The 24,675-nt window shown below is 41.5% G+C and carries 21 protein-coding genes; 14 read left to right on the top strand and 7 right to left on the bottom strand.

Annotation, left to right across the window (positions count from 1 at the left end):
- Positions 1-686: 686 nt before the first annotated feature.
- A complete protein-coding gene (locus JMX07_RS08055) occupies positions 687-1,538 on the top strand; it encodes a hypothetical protein (protein WP_201607325.1) in 852 nt (283 codons plus the stop codon).
- Between the two features lie 121 nt (positions 1,539-1,659).
- Here JMX07_RS08055 and JMX07_RS08050 read toward each other — a convergent pair whose 3' ends face one another.
- The 3 genes from JMX07_RS08050 to JMX07_RS08040 all read right to left on the bottom strand — a co-directional run bounded on the left by JMX07_RS08050 (position 1,660) and on the right by JMX07_RS08040 (position 3,916).
- Positions 1,660-2,463, bottom strand: a complete 804-nt coding sequence (locus JMX07_RS08050) for a 4'-phosphopantetheinyl transferase superfamily protein (protein ID WP_201607324.1) — start codon at positions 2,461-2,463, stop codon at positions 1,660-1,662.
- A gap of 184 nt (positions 2,464-2,647) precedes the next feature.
- On the bottom strand, positions 2,648-3,166 hold the full coding sequence (gene pal, locus JMX07_RS08045; protein WP_201607323.1) for a peptidoglycan-associated lipoprotein Pal: 519 nt from the start codon (positions 3,164-3,166) through the stop codon (positions 2,648-2,650).
- A 141-nt stretch (positions 3,167-3,307) separates the two neighbouring features.
- The gene (locus JMX07_RS08040) at positions 3,308-3,916 is read right to left on the bottom strand and encodes a DUF6231 family protein (RefSeq protein ID WP_201607322.1); all 609 of its coding nucleotides are present in this window, start codon (positions 3,914-3,916) and stop codon (positions 3,308-3,310) included.
- Between the two features lie 418 nt (positions 3,917-4,334).
- On the opposite strand from JMX07_RS08040, the gene pepN reads away from it, so the two are divergent.
- Complete coding sequence (gene pepN / locus JMX07_RS08035) at positions 4,335-6,935, top strand: aminopeptidase N (protein WP_227684714.1); 2,601 nt, start codon at positions 4,335-4,337, stop codon at positions 6,933-6,935.
- A gap of 125 nt (positions 6,936-7,060) precedes the next feature.
- Positions 7,061-7,717 carry a hypothetical protein gene (locus tag JMX07_RS08030; protein WP_160022652.1) on the top strand — a complete coding sequence of 219 codons (657 nt, stop codon included), beginning with the start codon at positions 7,061-7,063 and terminating at the stop codon, positions 7,715-7,717.
- A gap of 72 nt (positions 7,718-7,789) precedes the next feature.
- On the opposite strand, the gene JMX07_RS08025 is transcribed toward JMX07_RS08030, so the two are convergent.
- A complete protein-coding gene (locus JMX07_RS08025; RefSeq protein ID WP_102078467.1) occupies positions 7,790-8,872 on the bottom strand; it encodes a 3-deoxy-7-phosphoheptulonate synthase in 1,083 nt (360 codons plus the stop codon).
- A gap of 429 nt (positions 8,873-9,301) precedes the next feature.
- Here JMX07_RS08025 and lpxB point away from each other — a divergent pair, with 429 nt between their 5' ends.
- Both lpxB and JMX07_RS08015 read left to right on the top strand, forming a co-directional pair.
- The gene (gene lpxB, locus JMX07_RS08020) at positions 9,302-10,618 is read left to right on the top strand and encodes a lipid-A-disaccharide synthase (RefSeq protein ID WP_227684710.1); all 1,317 of its coding nucleotides are present in this window, start codon (positions 9,302-9,304) and stop codon (positions 10,616-10,618) included.
- Positions 10,619-10,640: 22 nt separating this feature from the next.
- On the top strand, positions 10,641-11,519 hold the full coding sequence (locus JMX07_RS08015; protein WP_201607318.1) for a ribonuclease HII: 879 nt from the start codon (positions 10,641-10,643) through the stop codon (positions 11,517-11,519).
- Between the two features lie 283 nt (positions 11,520-11,802).
- On the opposite strand, the gene JMX07_RS08010 is transcribed toward JMX07_RS08015, so the two are convergent.
- Complete coding sequence (locus JMX07_RS08010) at positions 11,803-12,468, bottom strand: DUF924 family protein (RefSeq protein ID WP_201607316.1); 666 nt, start codon at positions 12,466-12,468, stop codon at positions 11,803-11,805.
- A gap of 99 nt (positions 12,469-12,567) precedes the next feature.
- Between JMX07_RS08010 and JMX07_RS08005 the strand changes: the two genes are divergently transcribed.
- The 3 genes from JMX07_RS08005 to JMX07_RS07995 all read left to right on the top strand — a co-directional run bounded on the left by JMX07_RS08005 (position 12,568) and on the right by JMX07_RS07995 (position 17,300).
- Positions 12,568-13,809, top strand: a complete 1,242-nt coding sequence (locus JMX07_RS08005) for a carboxynorspermidine decarboxylase (protein ID WP_227684708.1) — start codon at positions 12,568-12,570, stop codon at positions 13,807-13,809.
- Between the two features lie 317 nt (positions 13,810-14,126).
- Positions 14,127-15,359, top strand: coding sequence for a saccharopine dehydrogenase family protein (locus tag JMX07_RS08000; protein WP_201607336.1), 1,233 nt, complete (start codon positions 14,127-14,129; stop codon positions 15,357-15,359).
- Positions 15,360-15,605: 246 nt separating this feature from the next.
- Positions 15,606-17,300: an alpha/beta hydrolase-fold protein gene (locus JMX07_RS07995; protein WP_101205046.1), complete on the top strand. Its 1,695-nt coding sequence runs from the start codon at positions 15,606-15,608 to the stop codon at positions 17,298-17,300.
- Between the two features lie 160 nt (positions 17,301-17,460).
- Here the strand turns inward: JMX07_RS07995 and htpX are convergent, their stop codons facing one another.
- A complete protein-coding gene (htpX, locus tag JMX07_RS07990) occupies positions 17,461-18,369 on the bottom strand; it encodes a protease HtpX (protein WP_201607314.1) in 909 nt (302 codons plus the stop codon).
- 207 nt (positions 18,370-18,576) lie between these two features.
- Between htpX and JMX07_RS07985 the strand changes: the two genes are divergently transcribed.
- Positions 18,577-18,909 carry a YnfA family protein gene (locus tag JMX07_RS07985; protein WP_201607313.1) on the top strand — a complete coding sequence of 111 codons (333 nt, stop codon included), beginning with the start codon at positions 18,577-18,579 and terminating at the stop codon, positions 18,907-18,909.
- Positions 18,910-19,016: 107 nt separating this feature from the next.
- On the opposite strand, the gene JMX07_RS13680 is transcribed toward JMX07_RS07985, so the two are convergent.
- Positions 19,017-19,139: a hypothetical protein gene (locus tag JMX07_RS13680; protein WP_021815223.1), complete on the bottom strand. Its 123-nt coding sequence runs from the start codon at positions 19,137-19,139 to the stop codon at positions 19,017-19,019.
- A 351-nt stretch (positions 19,140-19,490) separates the two neighbouring features.
- On the opposite strand from JMX07_RS13680, the gene JMX07_RS07980 reads away from it, so the two are divergent.
- The 5 genes from JMX07_RS07980 (at position 19,491) to hfq (ending at position 24,583) form a co-directional block, all read left to right on the top strand.
- The gene (locus JMX07_RS07980) at positions 19,491-20,111 is read left to right on the top strand and encodes a 6-pyruvoyl trahydropterin synthase family protein (RefSeq protein WP_201607310.1); all 621 of its coding nucleotides are present in this window, start codon (positions 19,491-19,493) and stop codon (positions 20,109-20,111) included.
- Entirely contained in the window at positions 20,111-20,641 is a 531-nt protein-coding gene (tsaE, locus tag JMX07_RS07975; protein WP_201607308.1) for a tRNA (adenosine(37)-N6)-threonylcarbamoyltransferase complex ATPase subunit type 1 TsaE, read from the top strand. The genes JMX07_RS07980 and tsaE overlap by 1 nt, the downstream gene beginning before the upstream one ends.
- A gap of 53 nt (positions 20,642-20,694) precedes the next feature.
- On the top strand, positions 20,695-22,479 hold the full coding sequence (gene mutL, locus JMX07_RS07970) for a DNA mismatch repair endonuclease MutL (RefSeq protein WP_201607305.1): 1,785 nt from the start codon (positions 20,695-20,697) through the stop codon (positions 22,477-22,479).
- 82 nt (positions 22,480-22,561) lie between these two features.
- Complete coding sequence (miaA, locus tag JMX07_RS07965; protein ID WP_201607304.1) at positions 22,562-23,728, top strand: tRNA (adenosine(37)-N6)-dimethylallyltransferase MiaA; 1,167 nt, start codon at positions 22,562-22,564, stop codon at positions 23,726-23,728.
- 327 nt (positions 23,729-24,055) lie between these two features.
- Positions 24,056-24,583 carry an RNA chaperone Hfq gene (hfq, locus tag JMX07_RS07960; RefSeq protein WP_160022674.1) on the top strand — a complete coding sequence of 176 codons (528 nt, stop codon included), beginning with the start codon at positions 24,056-24,058 and terminating at the stop codon, positions 24,581-24,583.
- The last annotated feature ends 92 nt before the right edge of the window (positions 24,584-24,675 follow it).

The raw sequence follows: 24,675 nt of genomic DNA, 5'->3' as shown, positions 1-24,675 counted from the left end.
ATTGCATAGCACGATTGGATATGTGTCACCCTTTGAGTTTGAAAAGCGGTATTATGATAATTTAACCCTGTCAGGCATCGCTGCCTGACTCAAGTAAATCACTCTCCGATAAAGTCGGGGCGGTTCAGACAGCATCACAAAATTTTCATAAATAAGACAAATAGTGACATTACTAACGTTCTATAACAAATCTATTATAACAACTAATTTAGCATAATATTCGCTTGAGGCAAGCGTTAGTCGCGTTATATGAGATCATTTATATCGTTTTATTTGTTGGCGTAGATTTGCCTATATACGTAATAATAGATACGTCAACTCACAAGGCACACTATTCTGTAAGGTTGAGCCATATAATTGTCATTGATTCAAAGTGCGTTCTAGATAACTATGTGGACATGTTTTGCAATACCCTTACATAAACATTAAGCAAGCGAAGTCTCATGTTTACGCTGTTTGGTTACTTTAAGGACGTTATGTAACATAAAAGCGAATTTTTACAGATTGGTGTAGCAATTATTACAGTACCTATGCAATCTTTACATAATGGCAAATAAAAACAGCATCAGTAGGGGTGACTTTTCAAGTCAGAATTGTTTTAATCACCTCAACAAAATGATGGTTTAACAAAAGCACAATCATCGTTTTTTATGGGCGGGTTTATTTCACACTTTAGGAGAATAATTATGAAATTTATTAAATTGACGGCAATTTCTGCTGCTGTTCTAGCATCAACTGCTGCATTAGCTGCTGAGCCAGTTATCGTTGTTGATAACAATGCTGCAGTTGCATATGAAGCTGAGCCAGTTGCTGTAGCTTATCAAGCAGAACCTGCTGCTTATGCATACAATGCTGACGCTGGTGTAGTACGCAACACTACTGGTGCGGTACTTGGTAGCACTAAAACTTTGTTCCAAACAGCTATCAACCCAGCATCAGTTAGCGCTGAAGTTGGTACTCTAGGTTATGGTGCTAACATCGGTTGGTCACTTAACGAGAAAACTGAACTACAAGCTGGTTGGGCAGGTGGCGATGTTGCTGACTTATTCGGTGGTGATTTTGACGCAAATGACATCAATTATGATGTTGATAGTGACTTTAGCAACCCGTATCTAGGTGTGCAATTGCGTCCTACTGGTAACTGGTTCACTATGGGTGCTGGTATCATCGTTCCTGACAACGATATTGATGTAAGAGCTAATGCTGAGGGAAGTGGTGACGACGCGTACTATAGTGTTAATGGTGAAGAGTATCTATTGAGTGACGTAGGTGCTTTAGAAGGGACTATTGAACATCGTAACAAGTTAGCACCTTACCTAACAGTTGGTTTCCGCCCTAACATCACTAACAACTTCGGTGTATTTGGTGAAGTTGGTGCAGCATATATGGGTAAAACCACTGCAACAATCAATCGCGTAGCTGGTAATACTAATCCAGATGCAGAACTTGTAGCTGACCAAGCTGAGAAAGATTTAGAAGATAAAGATTGGTTAGAGTGGTTTCCAATCGTTAAACTTGGTGCAACTTACCGTTTCTAATCTAATCACAGTGTAAATACTGTTATTAGAAGAGAACAAAAAAAACGACCCTTTTTAGGGTCGTTTTTTTATGTCTAAAAGAAAGCGAAGATAATAAATACGAGAGCATTGCCAAATATGATCAAAAAACGACGACTGTTTGATCTGCTTGCAATACTGCAATTTGGTGATTGGATTGATCGTTAGTATGACTGATAGTAATAAAGTCTTTATTCATATCATCAGTCAAGGCAGGAATGACATCAGAGTAATCTATACCTAAACCTTGTGCCAAAGTGTACTGATGGATCTTGATAAAGCTTTCTTTGATTTGCCATAGTAACTTTGCAATATAATCACGCTGATTTTTTGGTAACGTCTGTAAGATAGTAACTTCATTATCTGAGTAAAAACGCTTGACGATATGCCAAGCAACATCATTGTGCTCGATATCGATGCCAGCAGGGCGACGACGGCTGATGACCGCTGCTATTTTGCTGTATGAAATAGCAGGGATATTTTGATGAGATTTTTTATTGAATTCATTTTTGTTATGAGCGGCTGTATGGCTAAAACAGACGTAATACTTGCTTTTGCTAAGGCGATAGGGAAAGCTCGACTCATCTAAGGTATCGCTGATTTCTAGCTTATTGAGTAGCGCTTGTAGTAACTGTCTTACACCTTGGCGCTGCTGTTGACGTTGCCTATGAGCAATACTACGTTTTGATATTGGTTTTTGTACTGCATGATAATGCCATTTGAAATGACGAAACTCAGTAAAAACCATATGTGATGATAGATACGCTGATAACCAGTATGAGTCGTTCCACAAGTTGCTCATTTCTACAGGACTGGATAAATCACTTACTTGAGCAGTCACGCACCAAGTTTCATGGTCGAGTTGAGTAAGTTGGACGTTAGTGATATTTAGTACTGGTATTATCATGAGTGGCCATTAATATTTTTAATTGAAAACGAAGTTTTTTTAGAAATATAAATAATATGCTTGAAATTAGGTATCTTACATTTGAGTTTGAAATATTTATATCTTACTTAGCTCAATAGAATATAAAAAGCCCAGTAATATAACATTACTGGGCTTTTTTAAAGCAAATGATTTTTAATGACGCTTAGTAAGACAGCTCAGCACGGCGGTTTTGTGCATAAGCATCTTCGGTGTTGCCAGCCGCTGCAGGACGTTCTTCACCATAGCTAATGACACGGATGTTGTTGGCGGCGACACCCTGAGCAGCAAGATAATTACGTGCTGCTTGGGCGCGGCGCTCACCGAGTGCCATATTGTATTCACGGCTACCGCGCTCATCAGTATGACCTGCGATAACGACACCAGCTGCTGGGTTTGAGTTTAATAGGCTCACGTGTTGGTTAAGGACACTCGCTGATTGAGCAGTGATTTCGCTGCTATCAAAAGCAAAGTAGACAACCGCTTGAATATTCTCAGCGCCAGTAATGACAGCGTTTGAGTTATCAACGATAACCGCACCATTGTAGCCAACTTGTCCACCTGGAATACCTAGCGGAGCAACAACAACTTCTGAGGTAGAACGCTTGGTCGCACAACCAGTGGTTAGTGCAACGGCGCTTGATAGCACAGCAAGAACAGCGATCTTAGAAAAACTGATTGACATGACGAGCTCCTAAAATTTTAATTAAATTTGTTTTTTTAAACTGCTTCCGATAAAACTTAGGCAATCTCTATCTATAATATACTAAATGTTAATTTATGTAAGTATTTTTACTGTAAATTACGATAGATAAAATCGAGCGTATTACCAGCGGTGCTTGCCCCAGTTTTCAGGGTTGGCCCAGTAATCAGCATTGAGCCAATTTGGCAGTTGTTTGTAGTCATATAGATTAAATTGCCAAAGCGTCGCAGTAACGGTTGATGAGGTAATAGATTGAATATCATCAATATTTAGAGATGGCTCACTCAATATATCAAATGGCGTAAAGCCATAAGGTTTCAAATCTATCGAGCTGTCCAATGCAATAAGCAAATGCGCGGCATACAGGTCACGGTAGCGCATCAGTAGCGGCACATAGTGTTGAGTCAGCTCTTCTGACAAGGTAGGCAGCCAAAAGCAAGCAAGCTCATAACGATCAGGTACATGCTGTTTAGCAAGATCTGATAACGTTGATAATTTTTGTGCGTTCCGCTTCGCTTCAGTGTTCTCATTAATAGATGTAGTATCGTCAAGTTGTGCTTGTAGTGCTAATAAGTCGGCATGGTTATGTGCTACCCACAATGCTTCACTATTATCTTTGTTATGCTCAGGTGACAGTTCTGTTTGAGTCGTTAATGAGGGTAGTAGTGCATCAACATACTCTATAAGCAAAGGTAGGGTAATGTCTGCGCGTTTCACCGTATTTTTTGTCATATAATAAGCCGTTAGTTAAATGATTGGTCATCAGTACGACTATTAAATCATTTTCAACGACATTATCCAATTGATAACGTATGTTTCATATTTAAATCATCTTGAACCGACGATATCTTACTTTACATACTTGAAATTTAGCGATTTAGGTCAATCTAGTTATAAGCTTAACGAGAAAGTCAAATTAGTAATAAAAATTAGCTTAGTTACTGCGAAGCTTTGTCTATGTGCTTAGTTTATTAAGCGCTTAGCCTAAAGATAAAGTCTTTATTTACACTATTGCCTTTTGCGAATAGTAAAATGATATTAATCATATATTACTCATCCCCATTAAAAATAATTTATAACCAAATCACCGATAATAATAGGACACCATATGTCTACTGCTGAAACTGATGCACAAATCATCAATCCTGAAATGCCAGATGTGCCGCCTCATGCGCCAAGCAAGATTAATCTAAAAGACTATACCAAACCAAGTTTTGATGTCGAGACAGTACATTTAGATATTAAGCTGTTCGAAGACTACGCGCAGGTAGACAGTACGCTTGAGATGGTACGTCAAACGGCAGGGGATATTGTCTTATTTGGTGAGGCATTAGAGCTGCTAACGATTACGATGAACAGTAAGGCGTTGACTACTGAGGATTATCAGCAGGAAGCGGGTAAGCTGACGATTTATAATGCCCCTGAGCGAGCTACTTTAGATATTCAAGTGCGTATCTGCCCGCAGACCAATACGGCGCTTGAAGGCCTATATATGGCCGGTAGTGGTGACGATACGATGTTTGTGACTCAGTGCGAGCCAGAAGGTTTCCGTAAGATTACTTTCTATCCGGATCGCCCTGATGTGCTAGCGATATTTACTACGCGACTTGAAGCAGATAAGCGTTATCCGACGTTATTGGCCAATGGTAACTTAGTCGAAGCAGGCGAAGTAGCCGACGCGCCAGACCGTCATTATGCCATCTGGCACGATCCAACCAATAAGCCAAGCTATCTATTTGCCTGTGTGGTTGCTGATTTAGATGTATTGACAGACTCTTATACGACCAGCGAAGGTCGAGAAGTATTGCTTGAGTTGTACGCCAAGTCTGCTGATATCGATAAATGCGATGTCGGTATGCAAGCCCTAAAAGATGCGATGAAGTGGGATGAGGTCAATTATGGACGAGCCTACGATTTAGATCGCTACATGATTGTGGCGGTCAGCCAATTCAATATGGGTGCAATGGAAAATAAGGGTTTGAATATTTTTAACACCGCTTGTGTGTTATCTAGCCCTGAAACAACTACCGATGCCCGTAGTTTTAGCGTAAAAGCCATTATTGCTCATGAGTATTTTCATAACTGGACAGGTAACCGTATTACTTGCCGTGATTGGTTTCAGCTGTGTTTAAAAGAAGGCTTTACCGTTTACCGTGATCAGTCATTTTCAGCAGATCAACAGTCAGGTGCGGTGCAGCGTATTGATGACGTGGCGACCCTGCGTGCCCATCAATTTAGCGAAGATGCAGGCCCATTAGCGCATCCAGTACGTCCAGAGAGCTTTGTTGAGATTAATAACTTTTATACGACGACTGTCTATGAGAAAGGCGCTGAAATTGTACGCATGATTGCCAATACGTTAGGGCCAGATGATTTCCGCAAAGGAACAGATGAGTATTTCCGTCGCTATGATGGACAAGCGGTAACGGTCGAGGACTTTTTATCAGCACTTAGTATCACTGATGACAAAATCGAGAATTTTATTGATTGGTATCGTCAGCCTGGTACGCCAGTGGTATCGGGTTCTCAAACTTACGATAGTACCGCACAGACATTGACTATTACTTTGAATCAGCAGACACGCCATGTCAAAGGCTTTGATGCACCAAAACCATTGCCGATACCTGTAGCAACCGCATTGTTTGATAAAGACTCAGGCGCTATTGTTGCTGAGCGTATGTTATTGCTTGACGAAGCGACGCAAACGTTTGTCTTTGAAAACGTTGCGAGCGAGCCTGTCGTATCATTACTACGTGATTTTAGCGCGCCAGTACAGCTCAACTATGACTATCAAGATGCAGACTTAGCGTTTTTGCTTAAGCATGAAACCAATGGATTTAACCGCTGGCAGGTCACTCAAATGCTGGTAAATCGTATTTTGCTGCAAGGACAAGGTGCGAAGAGTAGCCCTGATGTGTATTTGGAAGCATTGGCACAGACGCTGCCTGTCTTAGCGGCTGATGATGCGATGCTAGCGGCACGGTTGCTTGATATTCCATCAGCGCAAGAGTTGGCTTCTGCTATTTCTAAAAACTACGATCCAGTGCTGGTTAAAGAGCAGCGCGATGGGCTATACAAGCAAGTAGCTGATAAGTTAAAAGGCCAATGGGCTGAGCTTTACAACAACCTGCCAATGCAGTCTTATGAGGATAGTGCTGAAGCTCGAGGCGTTCGCGCGCTGCGTAATGTCGTACTTGATATGGCATTGACTGCCAATGTGGATGATGCAGCAGACTGGGCACAGCAGCAGTATGATAATGCGAGCTGTATGACTGAGCGCTTTGGTGCATTGAAGACCATGGTCAATCATCAATTGACAGGTGCAGATAAGTACTTAGCAGAATTCTATGAGCGTTTCCAAGCAAACGATCTGGTTATCGATTTGTGGTTCAGTGTCCAAGCTGCGGCTGACGACGTAACGCCTGATATGGTCAAGTCGCTGCTGACGCACACAGACTTTGATTGGAATACGCCTAATCGTGTCCGTTCGGTTATCAGCGCTTTTAGCTCGCAACCGACGGTACTCTGGACGGCAGAAGGTCTAGAGATGTATACAGGCGTGATTCAGAAATTAGATGATGCCAATCCTGTATTAGCCTCACGCTTACTGCAAGTACTAGCCCGCTGGAATACGTTGGCTGAGCAGCGTCGTCAAATGGCGCATGAGCAGCTGATAGATTTACAAAAGAATGTCTCATCTAAGCATGTGCTCGAAAGCTTAGAGAGCGTGCTAGGTGCTGCAAATAGCTGATTTCTATTCAGTCAGGTCATGTTTTTTTGAAGATTATAAAAGGCTAATTCAGTTAACTGGATTAGTCTTTAGATTATTCAATAAAAACGTTAGTCAATATATATAGCTTTACGCGAGACTTAGAAATGGAACCGATTAGCCAAGTAGCATATAGTGTATTGAAGTCAACCCCAAAAGTTTTTGAAACTTTTATAAAAGCTCGTGAGCAAATTCAAATAAGAAGATTTTCAGAGTTTTTAAGTCATGTTGATACTAATTATGAGACCATGAGCGTCGAAGATAACGAGGAGCTGAATAACTTTATAAATAGCAAAGAAGGGGAGAGGTTCTTAGTAAATTATGCAGATGCTATTCTTCAAACTACAAGCAATAGGGTTATGATGGCACTAGCATTACTATATTGCAATAAAGATGATTTTAACGAGTTAAATAAAGTAAACTTTATCCGAGCTACAAAAAATTTAGATGATGATCTAGTAGATTTTTATCTAACAACGCATAACAATAATATTTCAGATATTACAGACATACCTTACAGACGATTAGAAGCTACAAGTGAAAGTTATAAGGACACTAGTTGGAATGAGGAAGATATAGCTACATACATTAATGAGCTTATACGTTTAAGGTTGTTATTACCTGATCCAGTTACAGTTCCAGTGTTTTCAGATATTGACGATCTATGGACTATATTTTATGGGATTGGAAAAAACACACAAAAATATGTGAATCTTTTAAATAAAGCAAGTAATATGCTAGCAACAGGGAATTTAGTAAAATAAAAAGCCCCTTTCGCATCAGTGCGAAAGGGGCTTTTTATGGTTTGCTCGACGATAAATTATCGCGGATAGCTATTAGCGATTTGGTAGCACATCTTTTACCATATCACGTAAGTCACGTAATGCTGTGACGGTGCTATCCCAATCTAGGCAACCATCGGTGATAGATTTGCCGTACTCAAGCTGACTTAAATCAGCAGTCAATTTTTGATTGCCACCCTTTAAGTGACTCTCAATCATCATACCGATAATTGATTTATTACCATTTTGAATTTGTTCAGCAACGTTTTTGATAACCATCGGTTGTAGGTAAGGGTCTTTACCTGAGTTGGCGTGGCTTGAATCAATCATAATCTTGCTATTGGTTTTGCCTTTTGCTAGCTCATTTTCGACTTGAGCTACCGCAGTTTCATCATAGTTAGGCTTACCGTTACCACCGCGAAGTACCACATGCGCGTAAGGGTTACCTTTAGATTTGATGATAGAGACTTTACCATCTGACGACAGACCTAAGAAGCTATGACCTTCTTTAACCGCTTGCATGGCATTGACAGCAACTGTCATGCCGCCATCAGTACCGTTCTTAAAGCCAACTGGGCATGATAAACCAGAGCTCATTTCGCGATGCGTTTGGCTCTCAGTGGTACGTGCACCAATGGCTGACCAGCTGATTAGATCCTGAATGTACTGCGGTGTATTTGGATCAAGTGCTTCGGTCGCGCAAGGTAGACCCTTTTCATTCAAATCAAGTAGCAATTTACGAGCCGTGCGCAAGCCTTTTTCTATATCAAAGCTGTCATTCATGTCAGGGTCATTGATCATGCCTTTCCAACCAACCGTCGTACGAGGTTTTTCAAAATAAACACGCATGACCACAAATACACTGTCTTCGATTTCTTTTGCCAATACGGCTAAACGATCGGCATATTCGTGAGCGGCTTTGATATCGTGAATAGAGCAAGGGCCAATGACCACAAACAAACGCTTGTCTTTACCATCCAAGATATCTTGAATAGTATTACGACCTTTTAGTACGGTGTTATACGCGTCGTCTGACAGAGGCAGCTCGGCTTTTAGCTCGGCGGGAGTAATCAAAGGAATAAATTTTTCAATATTCACGTCGTCAATATCTGCATTATGGGTAACTGATGTTGTCATGGTTATATATCGTCTAGCTGATTTATAGGAATAATCATTATGCGGACAAAAGTGTTGGTTGACAAGGGTAGTCGAGCGGTTAATTGACTGATAACTGGAATGAGGAAACTAAAACTTAGTTATACTTATAGAGACTTAGCGTGATATTTGACGTTCTAAATGCACGTTTAGCATTTGGTTTTTCTATCTATTAATAAGAGTTAATTGAGTTTTTGGTGCATAACGCTCAGATTTTATGCGTGAATTTCGCTATTTGTATCATCGTCAAGTATGATAGCAACATTAGCGATGGGTGGCCCAAACTGTGTCATTAAAACAGTACGGATGAGTGCGCATATTATCCGTGAGGTCGTATCGCTGATTTATTACGTTATATTTTATAATAACGGTTTATTTTATTTTGTGTATTTCTAATATCGAGAGCTTGTCATGACAGATTTTGCTACGTCTCATCACCATACTGACCTCATTCATCAAGCCGAGACGGATTCTCAAGTAGCAAATATAAATGCTACGCCGCTAGTGATAGGCATCGTCGCAGGTGAAGTATCTGGTGACAGCTTAGGCGCAGATTTTATGCGGCAAATGAATAATCTACGTGATGATATTGTCTGGGTAGGCGTAGGCGGTACAAAAATGCAAGCGCAAGGGCTACAGAGTATTTTCCCGTTAGAGCGCTTGGCAGTGATGGGTTTGGTTGAGGTCATGTCGCAGCTACCAGATTTGCTTAAAGCGCGCCGAGAGCTACTGAGCGCATTTAAGGCTGCCAATATTGATTGGTTCGTCGGTATTGATGCGCCTGATTTTAATTTGCGAGTATCCAAAAAACTAAAGCCCCAAGGCGTGTTCTGTGTGCAGTATGTCAGTCCTTCTATTTGGGCATGGCGCGAGTCGCGTATCCATAATATTAAAGCGGCGACCAATTTGGTGCTATGTCTATTCCCGTTTGAGTTGCCAGTTTATGAGCGACATAACCATCCAGCGATCTGTGTGGGCCATCCATTACTACGAACCATTGATCAGAACCTGATCGATACACCAATCAATCAACGTCGCAGTGAGCTCGTTTGGGACAACGATGGGTTGCAGCAGTTTTTTATTGAACGCTTTGATGATGTGAGTCAGCTTATTTGTGTGATGCCAGGCTCTAGGCGCGGTGAAATTACGGCTATTCTGCCATTGATGCTTGATGGTATCCAAAAGTTAATCCTATTAGATCCTAAGCTGTGCTTTATTATTCCAACGGTTGATCAAAACCATCAATATATCGTGCAAGAAGTGATCGACCAACGCTCAGAGCAGCTACGTGAAGCAATTGTGGTGGTCTACGATGATACCCAGCCAGAATTTAGCCAACATGCCATGGCGGCATCAGATATCGTGATGCTGGCATCTGGGACAGCAACGCTGGAGGCAATGCTGATTGAACGGCCGATGGTAGTGGTCTATCAATTAAATCAGCTCACTTACCAAATAGCCAAGCGTCTGGTAAAAGTGCCATATGTGGCATTGCCTAATATATTGGCTAATGCACCAATCGTACCTGAGCTTATTCAAGAGCAGGCGAGCGGTGACAATATCTGCCGCACCGTAATGCGATTGCTACAACCACGCGCTTATGCCGAGCAATTACACGACTTACTAGTGACAAAGCAGTCGCTACAGCAGCAAAGTAATCATGAGCCTGCAAACAGCGTGATTGAACAGTGGTTTATCCAAAATACTGATACTATTAATCCTAATTAAACAAGAAAGACTTTCTAATATTATGTATATTCAACACAGTACAGAAAGCTCAGTTCAAACGATTGATATTAATATTGAGCATATTGATGTTAAAGGACAATATGTTCAGTTAGCAGCGCCCATACGTTTATATGGGCAAATGAATACCGCTGAATTGCTTACTCAATATCTGACTAATGATAACCAAGAGACGGAGCAATCAATACTACAAATCGGCGTTGATGAAGCAGGGCGCGGACCATTACTAGGTAGCGTCAATGTGGCGGCGGCAATATTACCTGCGACTTGGTCAGGTCTAATTGAAGAACAACCGCTCAAAGACACGCCGTTGTCGATACTAACGGACTCCAAACAACTGAGTGAAAAAAAGCGCGATATCCTTTATCCATTGGTTCAGCAGCATGCTATCGGTTATATCATCGCTGATATACCAGCAGCAGTAATCGACCAGGTGAATATCTTGCAGGCAACGATGCTTGGCATGCGCTTATGCACTGAATCGTTGCTAGAAGTGATTTTTAAAAGCTTTTCGACCGCGGGAAATGCTAAAAGTACGTCGCTCAATCAATTAAAGATCGAAGCGCTATTTGATGGAAATCGTTGCCCTGATTTGAACTATGATAGTTTTAAAAAGTTAGAGGTAGCGCCATCTGCGATTGATTGCCAAGCGTGGGTAAAAGGCGATGCGCGTCATACTAGTATTGCAGCGGCCAGTATATTAGCAAAAGTAAGTCGTGATGAATCGATGTATGCACTGGATACTCAATATCCGGAATATGGTATTGCCAAACATAAAGGCTATCCGACGCGTGCGCACATGGAAGCGATCGAAAAACATGGTGTCTTGCCAACGCATAGACGTAGTTTTGCACCAGTAAGAAAAGCGCTAGAAATACAGTAGCTATAAAAGAAGTAGATAGAAAGCTGATTTCTAACATGCATTATCTCGTTTTAAAGATATGATGGGGGCAGCTTTGATATTTTGGTTAACGATAAAACATTAGAACAGCAGTCATTTACGTTTACTACTGGTAAGGTAAATTACTGATAAGTATCTAATAATCTCTAAATATTTATCGTAAAAAAGAAGGTCTGAATCAGTGATATGATTCAGACCTTCTTTTTATGTAATAATTTTTTGCATAATAACTTTGAGTATCTTCAAGCAGTACTAGGAATCTCGCCTAAAACGATGAATTAGGCTGTTTTAAAAAGTTCTTTTCATCTTCTGTTGAGTCGCGATTTAGTAACTCGTTGCGATGTGGATATCGCCCGAATTGATCGATAATTTGTTTGTGACGATGTTCAAAATCTAATGTATTTGCATCATCTAATTGCTCAAATAGCGGTAGATAACGCTTATGAATCATGGCCGATTCAGAGTGCATAAACGGTATGATAATAAACCTACGCCATTGTATCGGTAGAGTATCAAAATAAGGCTGTTGAATGGCTTCTTGGGCGAGTGTTAATGCCATACCGTCTTGCTCAAATGCACTTGCTTGTCCGCGACATAAATTGCGTGAAAACTGATCTAGCACAATAATTTCTGCCAAGCGTCCTGCCAACGCCGTTATCGAGCTATTACCATCCAATGAGGACTCTGCGATACGCCAACTGACACATTCGCCTTGTTTCGCTGCATGCCAAATACCGCCAAACTTATCCTGTATTTGCTTATCAAAACGATCGTTTTTTTCAAACCAGTAAGCTTCATTGTTTTTATCAAACCAAAAATCCAACACGGCACGCGCATCAGGATCTAGATAAGTCAAATCTATATTTTTCGGATCCAATTGTGATGAATGGGATCGACTGGCTGAGGTGGAATAATCGGTTGAGAGTGCCATAAGATATTCTAATTATGATGAATTTAGTCTACTATAGCGCAAATATTTATATCTGTCTGTCAAGATACCAACAGCAGAGTGTCTATTAGGTAATCTATTATGAATGCAAAAAATCTAGAGAATTCTATCAACGAGGCATTGCCACCAACGCCTTACTACGTGCTCGATGAAGCGGCTATCGTTGCCAATATGAAAATCATCGCTAGGCTATGTGAGCTGTCTGGTGCAAAAGCATTATTGGCACTAAAATGCTTTGCCACATGGGGTGTTTTTGATGTGATGCAGCCTTATCTGCATGGCACGACTTCGTCTTCACTTAATGAAGTGAGATTGGGCTATGAAACCTTTGGTAATAACGATGATGCCAGTAGCAGCGATAAAAAAGAAACGCACGCTTATAGCGTCGCCTATAGTGCAGATGAAATCCCTGAAGTACTGAACTATGCGGATAAAATAATCTTTAACTCAATCTCACAGCTAACTGCTTTTAAAGATCAAGCGGCAGCGCAAGGTGTTCCAGTAGGCTTACGATTAAATCCAAAAACCAGCAACTCATCATTTTTGATTGCTGATCCTGCACGTCCATTTAGCCGCCTTGGTGAGCACGATAAAGATAAAATCGCAGCGGTACTTAGCGATATTACAGGCGTTATGATTCATAACAACTGCGAGAATGACAGCTTTGAAGCCTTTAGTGAAAGCTTGGCTGATATCGAAGCCAGATTTGGCGATATCTTAGCGCAGCTTGAATGGGTAAGCTTAGGCGGTGGTATCCATTTTATCGCGCCTGACTATCCACTAGAAAAACTGGCTGCACGTCTAAAAGCATTTAGCGAAACTTATGGTGTACAAGTCTATCTTGAGCCAGGTGAAGCGAGTATCCATGGCGCAGGCACGTTGGTGACGACGGTGTTAGACACCATGCACAATCAAAAAAATCTCGCCGTCGTCGACGCTTCGATTGAAGCACATATGCTCGACTTGCTTATCTATCGTGAGTCCGCACCGATTGCCGCGATCAATAATACTGCTGGCAATATTGCACCTACTGGCAATCCAGCAGAAGCTGCGCCGTCTGAAGCCAATGCTGAGTCGGCAGACCATACCATTATTTATGGTCGTTCTTGCTTAGCAGGTGATATCTTTGGTGAGTATGCATTACCGAGTAATCTTCAGATAGGCGATCAGATTGCCTTTGGCAATGCTGCTGGTTATACGATGGTGAAGAAGAATTGGTTTAATGGGGTCAACATGCCAGCGATTGTCATCCGCCGGTTGGATCGCAGTATCGATATCCAGCGCGAGTTTGATTATCAAGATTATAAAGCCAGCTTGTCTTAACGCGATATTTCTAAGACTTTTCTACATTAGAAAACAAAGGCTTAGTCTTAATAACGGGTGATTTTAAGGTATCTGCTATTGATACATTATTTTTTACCGATAAGGGAATAAAAATTGTTATAATCGCGTCGGGCAAATAATGGAGTATTATTTGCCCGACGGGTGCGTGGGTTTTCCTCGGTCTTCCTTTTTAATTCACGCATATCATTCACTCGTTTCTGTTTTGCATAGCCGCTATCAATGGTATCGACAGGGACACAAAGGAGGATTGTTCATTGAACACAAACCAACAAGCTAAGCCCAACAAAAAAGACGTAATGATCATCGGAGCAGGCGGTGTCGCTCAAGTGGTCGCGCATAAATGTGCGATGCACAATGATGTACTTGGTGAGATTCATATCGCCTCACGTACAAAAGACAAATGCGATGCCATCGCCCAAAGTGTAAAAGAAAAAGACAGCTTTAAGCAGGCTGCGGTCTTGCATACGCATCAAGTTGATGCGATGGACAGCCAAGCACTCGTGCAGCTGATACAAGACACTGGAATACAAATAGTCATCAATGTTGGTTCGGCATTTATCAATATGACCGTACTAGAAGCCTGCATTGAGACAGGTACTGCCTACATAGATACGGCTATTCATGAAGATCCACGTAAGATTTGTGAGACACCGCCGTGGTACAACAACTATGAGTGGCAACGTAAAGAGCGCTGTGCAGACAACAATGTCACTGCTATTTTAGGTGCAGGGTTTGATCCTGGTATGGTCAACGCCTACGCGCGTCTTGGCTATGACATGATGGATGCAGGATCTGTGACGGATATCGATATCATTGATATCAATGCGGGCAGCCATGGCAAATACTTTGCGACCAACTTTGACCCAGAGATTAACTTCCGTGAGTTCACCGGTACGGTTTACTCTTGGCAAGACAGCAAGTGGCAGTCTAACAAAATGTTTGAAGTCAAACGTACGGACGATTTGCCAGTTGTGGGCGTGCAAAACAGCTATCTAAGCGGTCATGATGAAGTGCATTCATTGTCAGCCAATTTAGATGTACCAAACATTCGCTTTTGGATGGGCTTTGGTGAGCATTACATCAATGTCTTCACTGTTCTACAGAGCTTAGGATTATTGTCTGAGCAGCCAGTAATGACTGCTGAAGGCCAAGAAGTTGTACCACTAAAAGTCGTTAAAGCAGTACTACCAGATCCAAGCTCACTTGCGCCAAACTATACAGGCAAGACCTGCATTGGTGACAAAGTCAAAGGCAAGATCAATGGTGTTGAGACTGAAGTGTTTATTTATAATGTTTCAGATCATAAAGATGCTTACAATGAAGTTGGTAGCCAAGGTATCTCGTATACCGCAGGCGTGCCACCTGTTGCTGCTGCGATACTGGTCGCAACTGGCGAATGGAATGCAGGCAAGATGGTCAACGTCGAAGAGCTAGATGCCAAGCCATTTATTAATCTACTAAATAAGATTGGTTTGCCAACGCGTATCAAAGATGCCGATGGTGATAGAGCACTTGAGTTTGATATTTAGTTAGTCATTATATCTATTCTAAAAGCCCATCTGACTTTAATTGAGTCAGGTGGGTTTTTTATTTTATAAAGAAAAAATAAATTGTCATTGTCTATTTAATTATACAGAATAAATTATCAAACGATAATGATTTTCAATATCATATATATTAAAAATAAGGTAGTATTTCACTTTTGTATCATTCGCTAGACATTCTGTAAAGGTAGAAATTAGATGTTTGTCAGTGAATAAATGAGGGAGTAGTGAATGAGATACATACGATTTCTTCCTAAGAAGAAATGGGCCATAGCAGGCTTTACCTTTTTATTATATTCGGCGTCATTTCCTGCATTTGGTTCGGAGGCAACGATGCTAACGATTGAAAGTCCCTTAAAAGGCGATTTAAATCATTCCAACAGGGAAAACGCTGATATCAAGCCACAGCATAAGTCATTAGATTTTAGCGTTCCTTGCGATACAGGCGATTATCTAACCGGATATGTTGAGAGTGATAGAAGTATGATGACGCTAGATGTTATCGATGCCACAGGAAAAGTATCGCGCCGTTTGATTGATAATAAAAGTGGCAAACAACACTTCTATTCAGTAGCCGAAAACTGTGCAGAGACCTGGCGACTGTCTGGCTCAGGTGCTTATCAGATAGTGCTCGAACAACGTGTTAGTTTAGCAGAGCAAGATTTAAAAGGTTCTTTAGGAAATTCTCTAGACAGTTCTGACACGTTACTCAGCCCCAGAGTATCGGCATTACTTGAGTCATTGCAGAAAGGGCAGAGTACAGATCGCTTTTGGGCGGAAGTGGAAGTATTAGGTACACCGCTGATTGAAGACACAGCTTTGGGCACTGTGATGACGTTTTTAGCGCGAGGAGACTATCGCAATGTCAAGTTAATGGGTGGCCCGTCCACCAATCATGATGCATTGCAACGATTGGTAGACTCTGATACATGGTACAAAAGTTTTATTGTGCCAAACAACACGCACTTATCCTATCAGATTGCTCCCAATACCCCTGAGCCACCTCTGTCTGAGTTTGCTCGTAGAGTCGCCATAAAAGCCGTGGCTCAAGCCGATCCTTATAATCACCATTCATGGCCACGTTCAGCCACTGATAAGTACACAACCAAATCTACTATTACGTTAAAAGACGCACCAAATAGGCGTTGGATAAAAAGACAGGCAGAGGTTCCCAAAGGAGAGTTGTCTACCTTTAAATTTACCAATAGTACATTGGACAATACTCGCGATATCACCATTTACTCCCCAACTGTTAATAACAACAAGGAGAATAGTAAAGATGATGCGGTGCTGTTATATATCTTTGATGCGGAAGCCTATATTGATACGGTTGGATTGCCCACGATTTTAGATAATTTGATTGCAGAAGGTAAGGTTCCACCAGTGACAGCGGTGTTTATTAGCAATCCTGACAATGATGCCCGTGCACGTGAATTACCTGCCAACCCAATGTTTGCAGATGTATTGGCCAATGAGTTAGTACCACAAATAAATAAACGATTGCCAGTAGCGATACCAACGGATAGAACGGTCATTGCAGGGTCAAGTTATGGCGGTTTAGCAGCGACGACTATCGCACTACGTCACCCCGACATATTTGGCAATGTTATCTCTATGTCTGGGTCTTACTGGTGGCATCCAAAAGATCAGACAGCAGAAGATAAACACTTCGTAGCGTCTGAGGTAATAAAAATGGATAAGGCACCCGTTCGTTTCTTTTTGAGCGCAGGCGTGTTTGAAACGGCTCGTGGTAAAAGTGGTAGCAACGGTATATTGGGAACCAATCGTCATCTGCGAGACGTTTTATTGGCAAAAAGGTACGATACACATTATCAAGAGTATGCTGCAGGACATGATTACTTTGCTTGGCGAGGAATCATAGGAGATGGTTTGGTATCGCTTTTTCCGTCTAAGGAAAAGAAGTAATATCTCTTTTATTTAAACTAGCGCTAATGTTTAGCCTTTTACTACTAAATAAAATGATAGTGACTGAGTATTCATACTCTAACTTCTAATTTTCTATATAAAGTATTTTTTTAAAACCAACCTGCTAACAAGTAGCAAGTTGGTTTTAAATCGATTGTCATTAATTAGGATTATATTCTCTCAACGCCGCAATACGGTCATCAAGCGTTGGGTGTGAACGGAATAGATTGGCAATACTAAAGCCTTGCGTTTGTCCTGATGAGATCGCAAATGCTTTCATACTCTCAGGCATTTGATCTGGTCGCTGTGCAGAAGGACGAAGCGCATCAAGCGCACTAATCATTTTTTCGCGGCTGGCCAATTTTGCACCCATTTGATCCGCACGGAATTCACGTAAGCGTGAGAACCACATCACGATGGCAGATGCCAAAAATCCAAGTAAGATATCCATTACGATACTCGTAATAAAGTAACCAATACCTGGGCGGTCACTGGTATTTTTAAACACAGTACGATCAACGAAACTGCCTACAATACGTGCAAAGAACATTACAAAGGCATTTACGACCCCTTGAATGAGGGCAAGGGTTACCATATCACCGTTAGCCACATGGCCAATCTCATGCGCCAGTACCGCTTCGACTTCATCTTGATTCATATTTTGTAGTAGACCAGACGAAACCGCTACCAGTGCTTTATTTTTATTCCAACCAGTCGCAAAGGCATTTGGCTGCGAATTATTAAAAATACCAACCTCAGGCATACCGATATTTACGGCTCGTGCTTGTTTGGCGACTGTATCGACTAGCCATTGCTCAGTAGCGGTGCGTGGCGATTCTATGACTACCGTACCAGTGGATCTTTTAGCCATCCATTTTGATATAAATAGCGAGATCATCGAGCCAACCATACCGTAGATACCACACATAATGGCAAGACTAATATAGTTCAGCCCACCCACCGTATGCACACCACCAATCCCAAAAAACCTCGATAAAATACCAAACACAATGCTAAATACCACAATCACTGCTAAGTTGGTTAATAAAAATAATCCAATACGCATCATGATGCTAACTTCCTATTTACAATGTCGGTATGGCCTCGATAGATAGTTATCTAAGAGGTTTGTTTGTTATGATAGATTTTACTGTGATTTTGACTGTAATGTTAGAAAAAATAGCTTTTTATAAGTGGTGACAGAGATAGGGTGATTATTTTGGGGAATGCTGTACCATATCTGACTGGGTTTATTACGGTCGAGGAGTAGTGATTTTTGACAGAATTAAAGACGGTTGGGCTATTTGCGCTTACTGCATTGGCTGAAATTGCAGGATGTTATCTGCCTTATCTTTGGCTGCGAGAAGGCAAGTCAATCTGGCTACTGATACCTGGTGGGCTGAGTTTGGTCGCGTTTGTTTGGCTGCTGTCATTACACCCAACTGCTGCGGGCAGGGTCTATGCTGCATATGGTGGTGTTTATATATGCATGGCGATTTTATGGTTGTGGACGGTCAATGGTATACGACCAACCATGTGGGACATAGTGGGTTCGATAGTTGCGCTATTAGGAATGGCGATTATTATGTTTGCGCCGCGCGGAGCTTAATAAAAACCTAAGCTTAATTAAAGACAGTGCTTAGCTAAAAGCCAAGGACGAATCAAAAAATACCGATCAAACGGTTAGGTCAGATTGGCATATTAATGTATTTATTATTAATGTTTGCCTAAAATACTACCATTGTCGTCTTTCTTGGCTTGTTTGGCAGCTTTCTTCTCTTTAGCAGTCAAAAGGGGCTTTTTCTTAACATTTTTCTTACTATCTTGACCTTTGCTCATCATCGTTTCCTTTTTTACAGCACACTACTCATTACGCCAAGTTAAGCGAATTCAAGACAGTGTGAATACAGCTAACATAGCTGTTTACTGAATAGAGTATAGGCTTAAGCTTTAGTAATAGATAGCGCTCGCACAATTCGTCTACGATTTAAGTATCATTCAAATTCTTTATGTTTACGGTTAGTTCTAGTTTACCAATTGATTCGTTCAATCAATCATTGTATTAATAAGTGCTTACTTACGGATACATGGCGATTTGCTATAATGAACCATAAACCGATTCATAAACGCGGCAAACTCTTATTTATTAACATTTAGCACCATAGTGCTTACTGTTTTGGTCAAATTATTATGCGTATTCGTAAACTGTTCAAATTTGAAAATGCTCACATCGTTCGTAACTGTAGTTCTGAGCGTTGTAAGCACTCGATTCATGGCCACAGCTATCAGATTGAGCTGATCCTTGAGGCCACTCGTTTAGACCATGGGCAAATGGTTTATGACTTTGGTCTGCTAAAATCTTCAATCAAAGACATTATCGATAGCTTTGATCATGCCATTTGTTTTTGGAACAAAGATGATCCTGAGTATGTCGCAGCGTGTAAGAAATTTAGCGCACGTTGGATAAGCTTGTCAGTTTCACCATCGGCAGAGCAGTTTTCACGAGTGATATTTTTTTGGGCACAAGAAATACTACGTCAGACACAAATGCAAAATGGTGAAGCAGATGTCAGCGTGTACTCAGTAATTGCTCACGAGACGGCGACAGGGTATGCGCAGTGTTTTGCTGATGATGTTGCAAACGATCAAATGGGTAAGCTAGTTTTAGAGGACTTTGAATTCAGTGAGCAGGTTCGTGCTGAGTGGACTGACTCTGAGCTATATGCCAAGCTGATTCGTGGTGAAAGCTTTACCAATCCAACCGTGACCATGCAGGTTCAGACAGAGCAAGTACAAGCAGGTTCAGTCTGATGTGTGATACTCAATCTATAGAAAATAGCAAATACTTAAAGACTCTGATACTCAATTCTGAGCAAGATACTCAAGCATTGGCTGAGCAATTAGCGACCTTGTCACTGACAGGTAGCGTGTGGCTGGCAGGTGACTTGGGCGCTGGTAAAACGACACTAACGCGTTATTGGTTACAAGCGCTTGGTCATACAGGTGCGGTGAAAAGCCCAACCTATACCTTGGTTGAGCCCTACAGTATTCAGCGAAAGGATGGTTCGATCAAGCCGGTTTATCATGCAGATTTATATCGTCTGCAAGATCCAGAAGAGCTGTCTTTTATTGGGTTTGATGAGTATCTTGATGAGCCTGAAGCATTAATTATTATCGAATGGGCTAGCCGCGCTGATAGCTATCTTCCACCGCCCACTTTATTCATCGATATGATTCAAAATGTAAGCGATGATAACGACACTGAAGCACGCCAAGTGCAGTTGAGAGTGTCAAAGGCAGGTCAAGCGCAGGGCTTGGAACTATCGCAACTTATCATCTAAATGAATATCTAAATTACACCAATCGCTACTTTCCAAAAATATGACATCTATAAATGCCAGATAATCATCCTAATACCCGTATTAAAAAACTATCGCCGTTGCTAATCAATCAATTAGCAGCAGGTGAGGTGGTGACCCGTCCAGCAGCGGTGGTCAAGGAGTTGCTGGAAAATGCCATCGATGCTGGTGCGACTAGTATTGAGGTGCGCATCACTCAAGGCGGTATGGGCCTGATTGAGGTAGTAGATAATGGGGTGGGCATTCATCCTGATGATATGGTCATGGCCATCACTCGTCATGCGACCAGTAAGGTTGCCGATGTTGCTAACTTGCATGGTATTACGACGTTGGGTTTTCGTGGTGAAGCGTTAGCGGCGATGGCTGCTGTCTCACGTTTGACCTTAACCAGTAGTCATGATGAGAGCGGCATTGGCCGTCAATTACAGGTCGCTGGCGTATTAGATGATACACCAAAACTGTTACCAGTTGTCCATAACCGCGGCACAACAATCATAGTCAAAGACTTATATTTCAATGTGCCTGCCCGCCGTGGCAACCTAAAATCTATTGCTACTGAATTTGGTCATATCGAAACGATTGTCCGAGAAGTCGCACTGGCGCGTGCCGATGTTGCTTTGACACTTTTTCATGACAATAAGCAACGTCTATCATTATCTGCAAGTGCTACGAGTATTAGTGGTAACAATGACAGTCGTTTGCCACTACCGCGGTTGGAACAAGCGACTGGTATGGCATTGACAGATAATGCATTAGCAATATCGATAGATTTATCGAGTCTGGTACAGTCGTCTGTAGCGTACGATGATAGCAATGTTAATCAGGCAGCGATTAGTGGTTGGTTATGGCCGCTATATCATGATAAATCTGACTTACCAAAGCTGATTTATGTAAATGGCAGACTAGTAAAAGAAGCATTGATTAGCAATCAGATACGTCAACTGGCACAAGGTGCGCAGCTAGCAGGTATGGGGTATGCACTGTATTTTGATTTACCAACTCAATGGTTAAATATCAATGTGCATCCATCTAAACAACGTATCAAAATCAGTCCGTTGAATAATATTATGGCGCACTTAGGCCATACAGTTCGTGCGCAGTTGAAAACGATCGATGTAGCTAAGTTTGGGCTTGGAATTGATTCTGCATCTGCGTCCGTAGCGACGACCGAAACTGATAGCCAATACAAATCTGCGGAACGAGCAAGTAATAATGCTTCTAAAGGTCGTTCGTCTGAAATGCCCATCTCGAGTATTCAGCCTATCAATAACCCAAGGCAGTATAATCAAGTAGAGTCTAATAAGCAGTCTTATCAGACTACTGCAAACCGATCATCTTCAAATAATCCTTCATTGCAAGAGTCAGTGCAATCTTATATCAATGAGCGATCAGACCAAAGTAACAATAGTAACAACAGCACTTCATATTATTCTGATGAAGCAACTACCTCTGCATCTTTACCAATTTGCTTAGATATCATTAACGATGTAGAAGCTGTTGACATGGACTTAAACACAGATGATAAAAAGCTACCTTGGTTATTATTTTATCACCAAGGGCAGTGTGCACTGATAAGTGCTAAAGACTGGCAGTTTAAAGTAAGCCAGTTGTTCGAATCACTTACCTCTAGTCATCAAGTATTCAAAAAAGATAGATTGCCAAGCAGTGCTACTGAGATTAATCAGCAACTTATTAGTGTCAATACGCAAATGTCTGTGCAAGATTCAATGGTTTTCGTGAATGATCTTACTGAAATAATGATGAACAATGCTATCAAGACGATAGATAGCCATCGCTTAGTAAAGCTAATGCTATCCTGAATATCTGAAAATAATTACAACATCTTAAAGCAATTAAACCAATTGATATCTGAGTTATCCATATATTATGAAAGGCCACTTTATGCAACATTCGTCTGATAGCCTACCTCACAAACTGACGGATAACAGCGTGGTTTGTCTTATGGCACCAACTGCTAGCGGCAAGACGTCACTAGCGTACGAGCTATACGATACAGGTCGTTTTGAATTAATCTCAGTGGACTCAGCACTGATATATCGTGATATGAATATTGGCACAGCCAAGCCAACAGCGGCTGAGTTGGCGCGTTATCCACATCATTTGGTCGATATCGTTGATCCTATGCAAAGCTATAGTGTGGCTGAGTTTGTCAGTGACGTTGCCCGTCTTATTGACGAATGTCATAGAAATGGCAAGATACCATTATTAGTAGGCGGCACCATGATGTATTACATGGCGCTACTCGATGGGTTGTCTCCTGTGCCCGATAGCGATGACAGCGTACGGGCGCGCGTAGAGCAGTGGCGTCAAGAGGAAGGTATTAGCGCTCTATATGATTATTTGGGGAGTATAGACCCTATAAGTCATGAGCGTTTGAATGCTACTGATACTCAGCGTATCACGCGAGCAATTGAGGTCTACCTACAAACAAATATTCCAATAAGCGACTGGCAGCGTAAGCCAAAGCAAGCCCTAGCCCACAATCCAGAGCAGCAGTGGCACGCGCTATCGGTAATGCCAGATCGTTCATGGCTACATAATCGTATCGAACAACGTCTAGATATCATGTGGAATGAAGGGCTAGTGGCTGAAGTCATAGACTTACTAAAAAAGTATCCGCTCACGCCTAATATGCCTTCGATGCGCTGTGTGGGTTACAGGCAAGTACTAGAATACTTGGTGCATATTGATCATCCGATATTTGATGAGATTCATCTTGATAAAGCTCAATTTTATGAAGCTTTTAGAAAGCATCCAGCTGTCAATGGAAAAAAAGAAATCTCAGATAATGTTGCTCAGTCAGTTGCTCAACCAAACATGGCTAACCAAGAGACCGAGGCGCTTGCTTGTCAGGAAATGCAAAATAAGGCATTATATGCTACAAGACAGCTAGCAAAACGTCAGTACACGTGGCTGAGAAAGGTAATGCAACTGCCCAGTGCATCATCAAGTGGGATAGCAGAATCTGAGAGCGGGGCTGATGCTAGCAGTCGTATGATATTACAAACGTTTGAAACCATGGTCGAAGCACGGGAGTACTTGTCTTAAGGTGCAATGATAGCTAACACAATTAGTTTCAAAAATTGACATAGATAGCTGTTATAATTTGGCTCAGTGTATTGAGCATCGTTACGATGTCTGACCTATGAACTTTTGTAGACAAAAAGTATTAACGAAACAACCAGTTACTTAATTATTTACAATAATAACGTATTCGCGATAAAGTGGAATCACTTAAGAGCAACGAATATTTATTTAGATACGTTTTATAAAGAAAACACCTTATTGTATCTACCTTTTAGCCATTATAATTAAATTAACACTTAAAATAATTGGCACTCAAAACATAACTATATAATATTTAGGAGAGATTTCATGTCAAAAGGACAAACTTTACAAGATCCGTTCTTGAACTCGCTGCGCAAAGACCGCATTCCTGTCTCTATTTTTTTGGTAAATGGTATTAAATTACAAGGCCAAATTGAATCATTTGATCAATATGTCGTTCTCTTAAAAAACACAGTGAGCCAAATGGTATATAAACATGCCATCTCAACAGTCGTGCCAGCGCGTAACCCGCGTAGTAGTACGACGACAGGTACAAGTGCTCAGCCTCAGAGCGCAGCACCGACTGGATATCAAGGCGGTGGCTTTGAACGTGGTAGCAATCCTGCTGCTGGCGGTTTTGAAGAGCGCGGATTTGCATCGAGTCGCAGTGGATTTAATCGTGGTGGTTTTAGCCAAGGTCAGGATCGCGGCTTTGAACGCGGTAGCTTTGGTCAAGGTCAAGAGCGCGGGTTTGAGCGTGGTGGTTTCGGTCAAGATCGTGGTTTTGATGCCACAGCAGATAATACAGGCTTCGAAGATAAGCCAAACGATGGTTCTAATGATAGCAACAGCTAAAGCACTGCATTAATCGAGCGCGTTGTCTGAAAAAACATTAAGACATGATTTATTTGTTTAAAACCTGCTGATATAGTGGGTTTTTTTTGTAT

Origin of the sequence: Psychrobacter immobilis, from assembly GCF_904846235.1 — a bacterium.
GTDB lineage: Bacteria > Pseudomonadota > Gammaproteobacteria > Pseudomonadales > Moraxellaceae > Psychrobacter > Psychrobacter immobilis_C.
The sequence above is the reverse complement of the archived record's forward strand: the minus strand, read 5'-3'. Positions and strand labels throughout refer to the sequence as shown.